The following is a 13,548-nucleotide window of genomic DNA, read 5'->3' as shown; positions in this document are numbered from 1 at the left end:
CGGGCGGGCGCCGGCTGGACGCGGCGGGAGGCGGCGCCGCCGAGGCCGGCGCCGCCCGAGCGCGAGGCGCTTAGGTGATGCCGAGCCGGTCCAGCAGTGCGTCGTCGGCGCGCCACGAGCGGCGCACCCGCACCGAGAGGTCCAGGTGGACGTGATCGGCCAGCTCGCGCTCGATCTCCTTGCGGGCGGCCGTGCCGATCGCCTTGATCATGCGGCCGTGGTGGCCGATCAGGATGCCCTTCTGGGATTCGGTCTCCACCCACATGATCGCGCGCACGACCACCGCGGACTCGGCCTGCTCGATCTCCTCGATCTGGACCTCGACCGCGTGCGGGACCTCCTGGCGGGTGCGCAGCAGCACCTGCTCGCGCACGAGCTCGGCGAGCATCACGTCCTCGGACTGGTCGGAGAAGTCCTCAGGCGGGAAGTAGAACGGGCCCTCCGGCAGCAGCCCGGCCAGGTAGTCGACCAGCGCCGGGACACCCTTGCCGGTGCGGGCGGAGATCGGGAAGACCTCCGCGTCGGGCAGCCCGAGGTCGCTGGCGGTCACCAGGCCCTGCACCGTGCGGGCATGGTTGAGCCGGTCGATCTTGTTGAGGGCGATCACGATCGGGATCCGCGCGGAGGCGAGCGCCTCGGCGATGAAGCGATCGCCCGCGCCGCCCACGCCCTGGTCGCCGTTGACCACGAACAGCGCGGCGTCGGCCTCGCCCAGCTCCTGCTCGACGCGCTGCTGCATCCGCGACGTCAGGGCGTCGCGCGGGCGCTGCACGCCCGGAAGGTCGGTGAGCACGAGCTGGTAGCGGTCCGGGACGGTGAGGACGCCGCGGATCGCGCGGCGGGTGGTCTGCGGCTTGTCGGAGACGATCGCGACCTTGTGGCCGACCATGTAGTTGACGAGCGTCGACTTGCCGACGTTGGGGCGCCCGGCGAGCGCGACGAAGCCGGAGCGGGGGCTCATCGCAGCCACCCCATGATCTCGGCCTGTACCGCGAGCATCTCGCCCTCGTCCTCTTCGTGGTCCATCCCAGTCAGGTGCAGGACCCCATGCACGACCGCTTCGACCAGATCTGACGTGTACTCGGGGCATATGAAGACGTCCCCCAATTCGCGCTCGCCAAGAGGATCCTCGTCGTCCTCGTCGACCGGGAACGAGAGCACGTCGGTCGGACCGACCTTTCCGCGCCACGTCTCGTTGAGCTCCGCGATCCGTTCCGCATTGACGAACTCGATCGCCACGTGGCCCTCCTCGATTCCCGCCGAGGCGGCCGCATAGGCGACCGCCTCCTCCACGCGGCCTGGCGGCAGCGCGTTGCCGATCACGTCTATTTCCAACAACTCAGGCCGAACGTCTGCGGTGATCCGCCTGGGCGGCCGGGCGCAGGTTGCTGGCCTGACCGGTGTCATGCGCGTCGTACGCCTCCACGATCCGTTGCACGAGCTTGTGCCGGACCACGTCGTCGCCGCCGAAGCGGACGAATTCGACGCCTTCGATCTCCTTCAAAATGTCTCCGACCACGAGCAGGCCGGACTTCTGTTCGCGCGGGAGGTCGACCTGCGTGACGTCGCCGGTGACGACCATCCGCGAGCCGAACCCGAGCCGCGTCAGGAACATCTTCATCTGCTCGGGCGTCGTGTTCTGCGCCTCGTCGAGGATCACGAACGAGTCGTTCAACGTGCGGCCGCGCATGAACGCGAGCGGCGCGACCTCGATCACGCCCTTCTCCAGGTGCGCGGCGACCCGCTCGGGATCCATCATGTCGTTCAAGGCGTCAAACAGGGGGCGCAGGTAGGGATCGACCTTCGCCATCAGGTCGCCCGGGAGGAAGCCCAGCCGCTCACCCGCCTCGACCGCCGGCCGCGTCAGGATGATCCGATTGACCTCGCGCCGCGACAGCGCGGCGGTCGCCATCGCCATCGCCAGGAACGTCTTGCCGGTACCGGCCGGGCCGATGCCGAACGTCACCGTCTGGCGGCGGATCGCGTCCACGTAGCGCTTCTGATTGACGGACTTCGGCGCGACGCGCAGGTTGCGGTGGCGCCACACGACGTCCTCGAGCACCTGCGATGGTGACTCCGAGGACTCGAGCACGCGCGCGACCGACTCGATCGTCGCCGGCCCGATGTCGTGCCCGCGCTCGACCAGGGCCGACAGCTCGCGCACAACCGTCGCGCCCGCCTGCACCGCCTCCGCCTCGCCGTCGAGGGTGACGATGTTGCCTCTCAAGAAGACCTCGCAGTCCAGATGCTCCTCGAGCGTGCGCAACGCTGCGTCGCGCGACCCGGCGAGCTCCGCCGCCACCTCGTTGGATACCTCCAGCTGCCTTCTTGCCATCTAGTTGAGCGCTTCCTTCACCTTGGTCGAGACCCGCTTCCCGTCGGCGCGACCGCCGGCGGCCTCCATCACGTGCTTGATCACCCGGCCCATGTCACGCGGAGATGACGCCCCGGTCTCCGCGACCGCGGCCGACACCAACACGTCGAGCTCTGAATCACCGAGCTCACTGGGCAGATAGGCGTCGATCGTCGCCGCCTCGTACGCCTCCGCATCAGCCTGCTCGACGCGCCCGCCCGCCCGGTAGGCCTCCTCGGCCTCCCGGCGCTTCTTGCGCTCGCGCCGCAGGACGGCCAGCTCGTCGCCGGCGCCCTCCTTCGCATCCTTCTGGAGCTCGGACAGCACCAGCCGCAACGCCGAGACACGATCACGTTCCCCCGCCTTCATGGCGGCGGTGACGTCGGCCTTGATGCGCTCGGTGATCTGCAACTCATTCCATTGTACGGCGCGCCCCGGCGGCCTCGCTGCACTTTTGGAGGAGTTCGAACCCGGTCAGCGACGGCGCCGCCTGCGGGCGATCCCGGCGACCACGCCGATCAGGATCCCGCCGACCCCGAACACGGCCGCGACCGAGGGCGGCGGACCGTCCGCGTCAGCGGCGCTCTCACGCGCCACCGGTGTCGCGGTCGCCGAAGGCGTCGCGGTGGGCGTCGGCGTGTCGGTCGTGCTCGGCTCGGCCTGCCCGTCGATCGTGGCGGTGAACGTGAACGGGATCTCCGAGCGCGGCGGCGGGAAGCGATCGCCCGTGTAGGTCGTGTGCACGGCCAGGTAGTACACGCCCGCTCCCGGCCAGGTCCCTCTCGCGGCGTTGTCCTGATCCGGGCGGACGACCTCGCTCGAGATCGCGAGCTGGCCGTTGTCGCCGCCCGTCTGCAGGACGGACGTGTTGTCGCCCGGCTGGTGGGCGTTGGGGTCGCTCACCCGCGTCGGCGTGTGGATGTTCAGTGAGACGTACAGCACCCCCATCGCGTTGATCGCGGCGTGGTCGATGTCCGTCTGGGCCTTGATGTGCAACTGCTGCCCGGCTTCGAGCTTGAAGCCGTAGTAGAGGTACTCGGCGGGCAGGATCGTGTCCCGGAAGGTCCCGGGTCCGAGGATCGGCGCGTTGTTGAACGAGCCGCCGCCGACGACCGGCGTCCCGACGGTGCTCTGCGCCTGCGCCGGGCCGGCGATCGCCAGCGCGAGCCCCACCGCGGCCAGGGCGAGGCGCCTCACGCGGCGGCCTTGCGCGCCAGCACGGCGGCGGCCAGCATCCCGACGGCGACGCCCGCCACGCCGAGGCCGATGACGAGCAGCCACGCGCTCAGCGTGCCCGACCCACCGTCCTCCGACGCGGCGACGGTCGCCGTGGCGCCCGGCTTCGCGGCCATGGCCGTGGCGGTCGGGGTCGGGGTCGGCGTCGCGAGCTTGCCCGGCGCGACCACCCCCAGCGGGTCGCCGCGCATGATCGTCGACACGGCGAGCTCGACGGGGATGTCGGCGCTGAACGTGTCCCGGCCCGCGGGTTCCATCTGCGTCATGAACACGTAGCGACCGGCGGGATCGCCGGGCCGCATGCGGATGCTCTCGGTCAGCGTCGACCCGAAGATCCCCGGGGTGTTGTCCATGTGGTTGGACTCGAAGGCGGTGAAGTCGCCGGTCTCGCCGGGGGCCCACATCCAGAGCTGGAACCCGCCGGCGCCGCCGGCGTCCAGCGGCGGGATCGCGGTCCCGGAGATCACGAGCCGCCGCCCTTCGGGCACGTCGACCGAGAACCAGCGCTTGGTCCCATCGTTGGGCAGCACGTCCTGGAAGAGGCCGGTGCCGATCGGGACCGCCTGCTCGCGGGTCGCCCCGCCGGTGACCTTGGTCCCCGCGGGCTCATAGGACCGGAACGCGCGCGAGAGCAGCGCCAGCAGCTCGTCACCGAGCTTGTCGGCGTCGTCGACGCCCACGTAGGACCCGCCGCCGGCCGCGGCGATGCAGCGCAGCTGCTTCTGGACGCGGTCGTTGACCTGGAAGCCGACGACCGAGATCGAGAGGTCGACGCCGCGCTTGGCGACCTGCTCGGCCGCCTTGCAGGGGTCGGGCGGCGCGCAGTTGTCCCCGCCGTCGGTGATCAGGACCACGCTGCGCCGGCCTTCCGCCGCGCCGAGATCGTCCGGGACGGCCAGCAGTGAGCGGCCGATCGGCGTCCTGCCCTTGCCCTGCAGCGCGTTGACGGTGCTCGTCAGCGCGCTCTTGTCCAGCGGGCCGACCGGGACGGTCAGCTCGGTGTCCCGGCAGCCCTCGGCGCGCGAGACCTCGCTGACCTTCGAGCCGTAGACCCGCAGCCCGAGCGGCACGCCCTCCGGCAGCCGGTCGACCAGCGTCCCGACGGCCTGCTTGGCGGCGTCCAGGCGGGTCCCGCCGTTGCCGGCGTCCTCGTTCATCGACTTCGAGGCGTCGAGCACGATGACCGCCCGGTTGCGCTGATCCGTCGTCTGGGCTCTCGCCGCCGGCGCGAACACGCACAGCAACGCGAGCACCAGCAAGAGCCGCCCCGTCATCGCGCTCACGCTAGCGATCCCCGGCGATGTCCCGCACGATCTCCGACAACTTGTCGCTGATCGCCTGGCCCGGGTCGGTCCAGGCGATCGCGGTGACGATCGCGGCGACGACCAGCAGCACGCCGAGGTATTCGGCGGCCGTCTGGGCGCTCGTGTCGCGCGCGAAGAACCGTGCCTTGACGAAGAGTTCCAGGACGCGCTCGCGCACGAATCCAAGCTACGGGCGGGCCGTCACGCCCGCCAGGGTCGCGAGACCCAATGCGGTGTGGGCCAAAGGTCCCAGACACGCGTAGGACCCGCCGGTGTTCCGGCGGGTCCCGATGCCGCGATCTCGGAGCGCCTTCCGGCGCGATGAACTCAGCCGCCGCTGGTCGGAGCGGCCGGCGCCGACTTGCCGTTGCTGATGATGTCGTCGATCGCGCCCTTGACCGCCAGCTTGATCTGGTTGTCGAGCTTCAGCGTGAAGATCGCGACGAGGATCGCCGAGATGAGCAGCAGGATGCCCATGTACTCAGCGGCGGTCTGGCCGGTCGGATCATTGACGCGCTTGGCGACGGCGTGACCCGCGCGCTGGACGGCGCCGAGCGTCTGGATGCAGGCCTCGCGGAAGGTGTCCTGCACGGTGCTGGTGGTGAGATCGGACATTGTGTGCCCCCTGGCAAATCGGTTGACGAACGCTGGGGTCAATCTACGTTCGCTCCCGAGGTCCGGCGAGAGGCCCAGGACTCAATCTCAAGGGGGGCCAAGGTCCCAAATTCGCTTGGGACCTTTGGGCCTCTACAGGGTCAGCGTTCCCTTACGCCGAGCCAGAGTGCGATGGCCTCGGCCCGCGAGTGGACGCCGATCTTCTCGTAGATCCGCGACAGGTGGTTCTTCACTGTCTTGTTGGTGATGAAGAGCTCCTCGGCGATGGCGGCGTTGGACATCCCGCGCGCCAGCAGGTTGAGCACCTCGCGCTCGCGCGAGGTGAGCGAGCCCATGCCGAGCTCCTCGCTCTCGTTCTCGGTCCCGGGAGCACGGCGCAGCGCCTCGAAGACCGCGGGCGTGATCGCGGGCGAGAGCACCATCTCCCCCGCCGCGACGGCCTTGATCCGGGCCTCCAGGTCATCCGGCTCGAAACGGCCATGCACGAGGTACCCGGCCGCGCCGTTGCGGATCGCACCGGTGACGAGCTGCTCGTCCTCGGAGTAGGAGAGCATCAGGACCTTGGCCTTCTCCGACAGCGGGCCCGCCGCCGCGACGCCGTCCATGACGGGCATCCGCACGTCCAGGCACACGACGTCGGGCAGGACCTCGCGAGCGAGCTCGATCGCCTGCTTGCCGTCACCCGCCTCGCCGACGACCTCGATGCCCTGGGCATCGGACAGCAGCGAGGCGATACCCCGCCGCACGATTGCGTTGTCGTCCACGAGCAGTACGCGGATCACTGCCAAGTAAATCCCTCCACGGCGCCTTCGGGCACCGTACCGGACCCTGCGGTCGCAGGCGGCGGTGGCTCCGGCCCTTCGACCTGGCGTGGCGGCGCGCCGGCGGGGACCCAGACGGAGATCACGGTCCCGTCGCCGGGCTCGGACTCGACGCTGAGGTCGCCGCCCGCCAGCCGCGCGCGCTCGCGCATGCCGCGCAGGCCGAAGGAGCCGCCGGCGAGCTGGTCGAGGTCGTCGGGCACCTCGAAGCCGGCGCCGTCGTCGGCGACGGTCAGCACCACGCGGGCGCCCAGGCGGCGCAGGTGGATGTCGACGCGGGTGGCGTGGGCATAGCGCTCGACGTTGGCCAGCGCCTCCTTGAGGATCCAGCGCAGCTCGCGCAGGGCGAGCGAGGGAAGCGGCCCGACGTCGTCGAGCGAGCCACCCACCCGCGTCCCGGTCCGCTCGCCCCAGCGCGCCGCCTCGGAGCGGATCGCGGTCGGCAGCGGCAGTTCGGCGTCGTCGCGCCCGCGCAGGCCGGAGAGCAGCTCGCGCGCCTCCTGCGCGGCGGTGCGCGCGTCCTCGGCCAGCTTGCGGGCGTCCTCGACGGCGCCCGGCGGGTCGACCTGGATCCGGCGCGAGAGCGCCAGCGCGGCGAACCCGATCCCGTGCACGGTCTTGGCCAGCGAGTCGTGCATGTCGCGGGCGAGGCGCTCGCGCTCGGCCTGCACGGCCATCGTGCGCTCCTGCGTGGCGAGCGTCTCCTCGGCCGCGGCCTGGCGGTCCAGCAGCCGCCGCGCGCCCGCGCCGGCCACGGCGACGATCGGGTACAGCGACGGCAGCACGACCACCGTGCGGAAGTCGTTGACCGCGGCGTCGAACGGTGCCCGCAGGTGGATCGCGTACGCGTAGACGAGCACGAGCATGATCGAGAACAGGGCCGCGCCCGGGTACCCGTAGACCAGCCCGCCGAGCAGCGCCGTGCCGAGGGTGAAGAAGAAGAACGGGCTGTCGACGCCGGTCAGGATCAGGATCAGCGCCGCGAGCACGAGCTCGCCCGCGAGGTACGACGGGTGCCGGACGATGATCGGCCCGATCTGCTCCCAGCGCAGCACCGGCACCAGCGACGCGACGCCCGCCACGAGGATCGCCGCGACCACCAGCCCGCGGTGCTCCTCCTCGCGCAGCGAGACGAGCGTGACGAGCAGGATGCCCGCGCGGACGTTGAGGATCAGGCGGCACGCGCTCGCCAGCCAGCCGCCGGCACCACCGGCGCCGCGCCCTTCGAGGCGCAGTGGCTTATCCGCCAAAGAGGCCGGCCCCTCCACTGGACCCGCGCATGGCGAAGTACATCGACAAGACGATAAGGATCATCGAGCCGGGGACGATCAAGGTCGTCACCAGCAGGCTCACGCGCGGGCTCGCCCGCTGCGCTTCGCGGCGCGCGTTCTGACCCGCCATCCGGCGCATGTCGGCCGCGATGTCGTTGAGCGCCTCCGAGAGCGGCACGCCGAGCTCCTCGGCCTGAAGCTGCGCCGCGACGAACGACTTCAGGCTGTCGGACGCGTTGCGCTCGCGCAGGGCGAGGAACGCGTCGCGCCGGTCCTGGCCGAGGTCGATCTGGCGCAGCACGGTCAGCATCTCCTCCCCCACCGGCCCGCCCAGCGATTCGGCCACCCGGCGCAGCGCGTAGCGGTAGCCGAGCCCCGCACGGACGCTCACGGCGAGGATGTCGAGGAAGTCCGGAAGCGTGCGCTCGATCGCGCTCTGGCGCACGCGAGCGGCGCGGGAGAGGTAGATATCGGGCGCGAACCAGCCGCCGACGGCGAGGATCGGGATGAGGATCGGGCTCGCCCCCAGCAGCAGGAAGAACCCGCCGACGCCCACGCCGAGCAGCAGCGTCAGCGCCGCCTTGCGGCCGACGAAGCGCTGGACGGTCATCCCCGCCGGTCGACCCGCGTAGTCGAGCTTGTGCTCCAGGGAAGCGCGGCGGCTCGCCCGCAGGCTCGGCGCGAGCACCGGGCCGAGCCGCGCGGCGAGCGTCTCGACGAGCTTGGCGGTGACCGACGAGCGCTCGGTCGCCTCGCTCGCGCCGCCGGCGCGCCCGCCGAGGCGCTCGACCGGCCCGACGTCTCGCAGCATCGGGATGGCCAGGAGCCCGACGGCGAGGCAGAGCACCGTCAGGGCGCCGAACACGATCGGCATCGGCACGCGCTAGACCTCCACCTTCGTCGTCTTGCGGATCAGCACGAACGCGACGGTCCACAGCCCGGCGGCGACGAGCACGCCGACGATGCCGAGCGCCGAACCGGTCATCTCGCGCGTGACCCCCGGCTGCATGAAGTTCAAGAGCAGGATCGTCCCCGCGCCGATCCCCGCGACGACGTAGGAGGTGAAGATCACACCGGAGAGCAGCGTGGTGATCTCGCGGCGGAGGTCCTTGCGCGCTTCGAGCGTCTGGGCGAGTTCGCCGAGCGCCCGCACCGTGTCGCCGCCGGCGCGCTGCTGGATGACGATCGTCGTCATCAGGACCGCGACCTCGCGCGAGGGGAGCCGGTCCTGAAGGTGGCCGAGCGCGGCGTCGAGCGACTGGCCGAGCTTGAGCTCTTCGACCACCCGGCGCAGCTCCGCGCCGCCCGGGTCGGCCAGCTCGCGGCTGGCCATCGCCAGCGCCTGCGGGATCGAGAGGCCGGCCGAGGCGCCGTTGGCCAGCATCCGCCCGATCTCCGGCAGCTGCTCGATGAAGGCCTCGCTGCGCTGGCCGCGCCGGCGTTCGATCAGCGCCCGCGCGATCAGCACCGACGCCGCCACCGCGCCGACGAGCGCCAGGCCGCGGGCGACGATCAGGCTCAGGATCAGCCAGCCGACGAAGGATGAGAGGACGACGAGCCCGACCAGCTCGATCGGCGTCAGCGTCGCACCCGCGCCGGCCAGCGAGGCGCCGAGCTTCCGTCCCGGCCCGGTGCGGCGGAAGCGCGCGTCCAGCCTCAGGATCAGGTTGCGGCCGGTCGAGTCACGCACCCCGGCGCGCCCGCGCTCCTCCAGCTCGGCCTTCCGGCTCGTGCCCGCGATCAGCTGCAGCAGCCCGAGCACGCCGATCGTGCCGGACACCACGAGCAAGACCAGGGCCCACGACGCCGAGGTCATTCGCCGGCCTCGCGCACGACCGCGGCCGCGTCGCTTTCGACGGTGAACTCCGGCGGCACCTGCACGCCCGCCAGCATCAGGCGGCGCAGCACGGCCTCGGGGAGCTGGCGATGCTCGTGCGCGCCGACCACGCGCCGGTCCACCCCGATCGGCTCGCTCACGAACTCCATCACCGACGCCAGCCGGAACGTCTCGCGCCGGTGCGAGGACACGACCGCCAGCTCGCTCACCCGCCGCTTGCCGTCCGCGAAGCGGTCCACCTGGACGATCACGTCGATCGCCGAGTTGATCTGATCGCGCAGCGCCTCGAACGGGATCTGCAGCTCGCTCATCGAGGCGAGCGTCGCGAGCCGGTGGATCGCGTCGTCGCAGGAGTTGGAGTGCAGCGTCACCAGCGAGCCCTCGTGGCCGGTGTTGAGCGCCTGCAGCATGTCGACGGTCTCGGCGCCGCGGACCTCGCCGACGATGATCCGGTCCGGCCGCATGCGCAGCGAGTTGCGCACGAGATCGCGGATCGTGACCTCGCCCTTGCCCTCGACGTTGGCGGGGCGCGCCTCGAGCGTGACCACGTGGGGCTGCTGCAGGCGCAGCTCGGCGTTGTCCTCGACCGTGATGATGCGGTCGCCGTCGGGCACGGCGGCGGAGAGCGCGTTCAGCAGCGTCGTCTTGCCGGCGCCGGTGCCGCCGGAGATGACGATGTTCAGCTTCGCGCGCACGAGCGCCCGCATCAGGTCCGCGGTCGGCGCGTCGAGCGAGCCGATCGCGACCAGCTCGTCGAGCGTGAACAGCCGCGGGAAGCGCCGGATCGTCATCGTCGGCCCGCGCAGGGCGAGCGGCGGGATGATCACGTTGACGCGCTCGCCGGTGGGCAGGCGGGCGTCGACCATCGGGCTGGACTCGTCGACGCGGCGGTTGACCTGCGAGACGATGCGGTCGATCGTCTGAAACAGCTGCGCCTCGTCGGAGAAGGAGATGTCGGCGCGCTCGATCCGGCCGGCCCGCTCGACGTAGATCTCGTCGGTGCCGTTGACCATGATCTCGGTCACGGTGTCGTCGGCCAGCAGCGGCTCCAGGACGCCGAGACCGACCGCCTCGTCGACGACGCGGCGGATGAGCCGCGAGCGCTCGGCGGTGGTGAGCACCGGCCCCTCGCGCGACACCATGCGGCCGACGACCCGCTCCAGCCGCGCGCGCCGCTGCTCCTCGGAGAGGACCGCGATCTCGTTGAGGTCGATCTCCTCCAGCAGCCGCCGCCGGTAGTAGCCGACGCCGTCGGAGTTGTCGTCCCCGCGGACGCGGTCGGCGACGATGCGATCGCGGAGGCCCATCAGCTCGGAAGGGTCGCGCTGCGGCCGATGCGCAGCTTGTCGTCGCCCAGGCCCGGGAAGATGATCGGGATCCGGACGCTCACGGTCGCCTTGTCGCCGCTGACGTCGACCTTCATGCCGTCGCGCAGACCGCTTGAGACCGCCCAGTGCGCGGCCTTCTCGGCGTTGCCGCTGCGCGCCTGGACGCGCGTCGCGACCCGCGCCGCATTGGCCGCCTGATCGGCCGACCAGGCGATCAGCATGATCTGCCAGACGGCGACGGCCGCGAGCAGCAACAGCCAGAGCATGCCCATGAACTCCGTGGCGACCTGTCCACGTTCCTCGCTGAGCAAGCGCCGGAACATCTAATTCCAGTTCCCGTCCACGCCGTAGTCGCCCTTGTGGGGCGTGTCGTCCTGGCGATCGGAGAGCGAGCCGTCCTCGAGCACGGCGTCCGCGGTCGAGCCGACGGTCAGCGGCGAGCGCAGGCCCGGGACGATGATCGGCACCCGCAGGCGGACCGAGACCGTGACGTCACCGCGCAGTTCGACCTCCGCGTGCTCGCGCCAGGCGCCCGTGAGGTCCTGGCGCGCGGCCTTGTTGTAGGGCTCCTTCAGCCGGTCCTTGTCGGACAGCTTCGCGTCCTTGCCGCCGTCGGTCGGGTCGACCGCGAGCTCGCGGGCGCCTTCCCGCGCCGCGTGGCCGGCGGCGACGTACGTGTACCCCGTCAGGGCGATCTGCCAGAGCAGGATCACGGTCACGAGCACGAGCGGGAAGATGCCCATGAACTCGACCGTGGTCTGGCCGCGCTCGCCGCCGAGGCGGGCGAGCAGCCCGCGCGGCTCGTCGTCGCGCGGCGCCACCTCGTCCGCCCGCGGGACGATCTCGAGCTCGTTGGCGAGCGCCTCGAACGCGCCGCGCAGCTTGTTGTCCTCCAGGCGGCTGGGCGAGCCGGTGTTGACCGCGGCCTCGAGCGCGTTGAAGTCGGCCGGGATCGTGGTCGAGACCATGCCCTCGCCGACGACCTTGCGCGCCAGGTCGGGCTGGATCTCGCGCCGGCGCGAGGTCTGGTTGAGCACGATCCGGATGTCGTCGTCCTCGCGCACGCTCAGCCGCTTCCAGAGGTCGCGCATGCGCCGCACGCCGCGCAGGGCGAGCACGTCGGGCGTCGTCACCACGAGCACCTGGGTCGCCATCTCGGCGGCGATCGCGGTCGCCTCCGTGGCGACGGCGCCGATGTCGACGACGGTCAGCGCGTGGCGCGCCTTGACGGCGCTGAGGACGTTGCGGGCCACGGTGGCGTCGACGTCCTCGGCCTTCTCGCCCTCCTCGGGCGCGAGCAGCAGCCGGAAGCCGTCCTTGTGCGTGTACAGCGTCTCCTGCAGGTGACGCACGGAGATCTCGTTGGAGACGACGATCAGGTCGGCGACGCTGCGGCGGTGCGGCGTGTCCAGCAGCGCGCGGAAATCGCCCTTCTGCAGGTCGAAGTCGACGAGGCAGACGGGCCGCCCGGGGGCCATCCGAGCCGCGGCGAGCCCGAGATGCAGCGCGATGGTGGTCGTGCCGACGCCGCCCTTGGCGCCCGCGATCGCGATCAGCTGCCCGCCGAGCGAGGCCTGGGCGGACTCCTCGCCGGTGACGCGGTCGCGCATCGTCCGCGACCACTGCGAGGCCGCGCGGACCGAGGCCTCGAAGGACTCCAGCGCCAGCGGGAGCGCGAGGACGTCGCGGAAGCCGGCCTGCATCGCCGCGCGCATCAGCCCGGGCGAGTCCTCCGCGGCGAGCAGGATCAGCCCGATCTCGGGGAACGTCGCCGACAGATCGCGCGCGAGGTCGAGCACCGGAGTGCCGCCGAGCGCGTCGTAGAGCAGGACGACGTCGACGTCGAGCCGGCGCAGTCCGCGCTGCAGCTCGTCCGGGTCGGTGACCATGTCGGCGACCGCGAACTCGGCCTCGCGGGCCTGGGCGGCCGCGCGGCGGGCGGTCTCGTCGTCGGCGACGGCGATCAGCAGGCGGGCGCTCATGGGGTGATGACGCCCTCGTCGCCCTTCTTCGGGTCCTGGCCCTTGAAGATCGTCTCCTTCAGCGTGCGCCCCGCCGGGTCGCCGCGGCGCAGCAGCGCGAGGCGGACGTCGGCGGCGAAGACCTGCGCGTGCGCGACCCGCAGCTCCTGCTCCTTGCTGAGCGCGAACGTGACCGGCACCACCTGGCCCGGGTCCTGCTGGGCGTCCTGGGCGTTGTTGGCCGCCTTCGGGCGCGGCGAGCCGACCGCGATCACCCGCGCGCCCGGCACGATCACGATCGAGCGGTTGGGCTTGGCCTTCTTCTTGGTCGCCGCGTCGCCGTCCTCGGCGCCGTAGGAGGCGATCACGTCGACCTGGCGGCCGGGCTCGATCTTGCCGGCCACGCCCGTCGCGGCGTCGACCAGGATCGCGACCTCGCGCTCGCCCTGGTTGATCTCCGGCGGCGTGGTCAGCATGCCCTCCTGCAGGATCGAGTTGCGTTGGAGATCGGCGGCCGCGACGACCCCCACGAGCTGCGTCCGGTCCTGCAGTGCGGCGCCGGGAGCCCAGCGCTTCGGCACCTGCTTGAGCGTGACCATGTCGTCGGAGATCGCCTCGTTGGCGGTCGCCGGCTTGGTGAGCTCGAGCACGAAGACCTTGTCTCCGACCTCGGTCTCGACATCGGAGACGTAATTGGCCACGAGCGCGAAGACGCCGACGAGCCCCGCCACCGCAAGGGCAAGCAACAACACCGCACGCCGCTGTCGAGGATTCATCCGCCTCCCTGCTGATCAGTCGTAGGCACTTCCCGGGTTCCGTCCC

At 71.5% G+C, this 13,548-nt stretch carries 16 protein-coding genes; all 16 read right to left on the bottom strand.

Translation table 11 applies throughout. The features are described 5' to 3' along the window. Positions 1-70 precede the first annotated feature (70 nt). The 16 genes from era to cpaB all read right to left on the bottom strand — a co-directional run bounded on the left by era (position 71) and on the right by cpaB (position 13,478). Positions 71-961: a GTPase Era gene (gene era, locus OM076_RS24760; RefSeq protein WP_270042774.1), complete on the bottom strand. Its 891-nt coding sequence runs from the start codon at positions 959-961 to the stop codon at positions 71-73. Then, positions 958-1,338, bottom strand: a complete 381-nt coding sequence (ybeY, locus tag OM076_RS24755) for an rRNA maturation RNase YbeY (RefSeq protein ID WP_270042773.1) — start codon at positions 1,336-1,338, stop codon at positions 958-960. Before ybeY ends, era begins: the two co-directional genes overlap by 4 nt. A gap of 1 nt (position 1,339) precedes the next feature. Next, positions 1,340-2,335 (bottom strand): PhoH family protein, encoded by a 996-nt coding sequence (locus OM076_RS24750; RefSeq protein ID WP_270042771.1) that lies wholly within the window; start codon positions 2,333-2,335, stop codon positions 1,340-1,342. Further along, complete coding sequence (locus OM076_RS24745) at positions 2,336-2,764, bottom strand: GatB/YqeY domain-containing protein (RefSeq protein ID WP_270042770.1); 429 nt, start codon at positions 2,762-2,764, stop codon at positions 2,336-2,338. 63 nt (positions 2,765-2,827) lie between these two features. Next, a complete protein-coding gene (locus tag OM076_RS24740) occupies positions 2,828-3,550 on the bottom strand; it encodes a hypothetical protein (protein WP_270042769.1) in 723 nt (240 codons plus the stop codon). Next, positions 3,547-4,863, bottom strand: coding sequence for a vWA domain-containing protein (locus OM076_RS24735; RefSeq protein ID WP_270042768.1), 1,317 nt, complete (start codon positions 4,861-4,863; stop codon positions 3,547-3,549). The genes OM076_RS24740 and OM076_RS24735 overlap by 4 nt, the downstream gene beginning before the upstream one ends. Positions 4,864-4,873: 10 nt before the next feature. Further along, complete coding sequence (locus OM076_RS24730) at positions 4,874-5,071, bottom strand: hypothetical protein (protein WP_270042767.1); 198 nt, start codon at positions 5,069-5,071, stop codon at positions 4,874-4,876. Positions 5,072-5,220: 149 nt separating this feature from the next. Next, positions 5,221-5,508, bottom strand: coding sequence for a hypothetical protein (locus OM076_RS24725; RefSeq protein WP_270042766.1), 288 nt, complete (start codon positions 5,506-5,508; stop codon positions 5,221-5,223). Positions 5,509-5,648: 140 nt separating this feature from the next. After that, complete coding sequence (locus OM076_RS24720) at positions 5,649-6,290, bottom strand: LuxR C-terminal-related transcriptional regulator (protein ID WP_270042765.1); 642 nt, start codon at positions 6,288-6,290, stop codon at positions 5,649-5,651. Continuing rightward, positions 6,287-7,579: a sensor histidine kinase gene (locus OM076_RS24715; protein WP_270042764.1), complete on the bottom strand. Its 1,293-nt coding sequence runs from the start codon at positions 7,577-7,579 to the stop codon at positions 6,287-6,289. The genes OM076_RS24720 and OM076_RS24715 overlap by 4 nt, the downstream gene beginning before the upstream one ends. Next, on the bottom strand, positions 7,569-8,474 hold the full coding sequence (locus OM076_RS24710) for a type II secretion system F family protein (protein ID WP_270042763.1): 906 nt from the start codon (positions 8,472-8,474) through the stop codon (positions 7,569-7,571). The genes OM076_RS24715 and OM076_RS24710 overlap by 11 nt, the downstream gene beginning before the upstream one ends. 9 nt (positions 8,475-8,483) lie before the next feature. Continuing rightward, positions 8,484-9,416 carry a type II secretion system F family protein gene (locus tag OM076_RS24705; protein ID WP_270042762.1) on the bottom strand — a complete coding sequence of 311 codons (933 nt, stop codon included), beginning with the start codon at positions 9,414-9,416 and terminating at the stop codon, positions 8,484-8,486. Continuing rightward, complete coding sequence (locus tag OM076_RS24700; RefSeq protein WP_270042761.1) at positions 9,413-10,744, bottom strand: TadA family conjugal transfer-associated ATPase; 1,332 nt, start codon at positions 10,742-10,744, stop codon at positions 9,413-9,415. Before OM076_RS24700 ends, OM076_RS24705 begins: the two co-directional genes overlap by 4 nt. Then, positions 10,744-11,088, bottom strand: coding sequence for a hypothetical protein (locus tag OM076_RS24695; RefSeq protein WP_270042760.1), 345 nt, complete (start codon positions 11,086-11,088; stop codon positions 10,744-10,746). The genes OM076_RS24700 and OM076_RS24695 overlap by 1 nt, the downstream gene beginning before the upstream one ends. Next, on the bottom strand, positions 11,089-12,747 hold the full coding sequence (locus OM076_RS24690; RefSeq protein ID WP_270042759.1) for a CpaE/TadZ family protein: 1,659 nt from the start codon (positions 12,745-12,747) through the stop codon (positions 11,089-11,091). Continuing rightward, entirely contained in the window at positions 12,744-13,478 is a 735-nt protein-coding gene (cpaB, locus tag OM076_RS24685; protein WP_270042758.1) for a Flp pilus assembly protein CpaB, read from the bottom strand. Before cpaB ends, OM076_RS24690 begins: the two co-directional genes overlap by 4 nt. Positions 13,479-13,548 lie beyond the last annotated feature (70 nt).

Source organism: Solirubrobacter ginsenosidimutans (genome assembly GCF_027587205.1).
The sequence above is the reverse complement of the archived record's forward strand: the minus strand, read 5'-3'. Positions and strand labels throughout refer to the sequence as shown.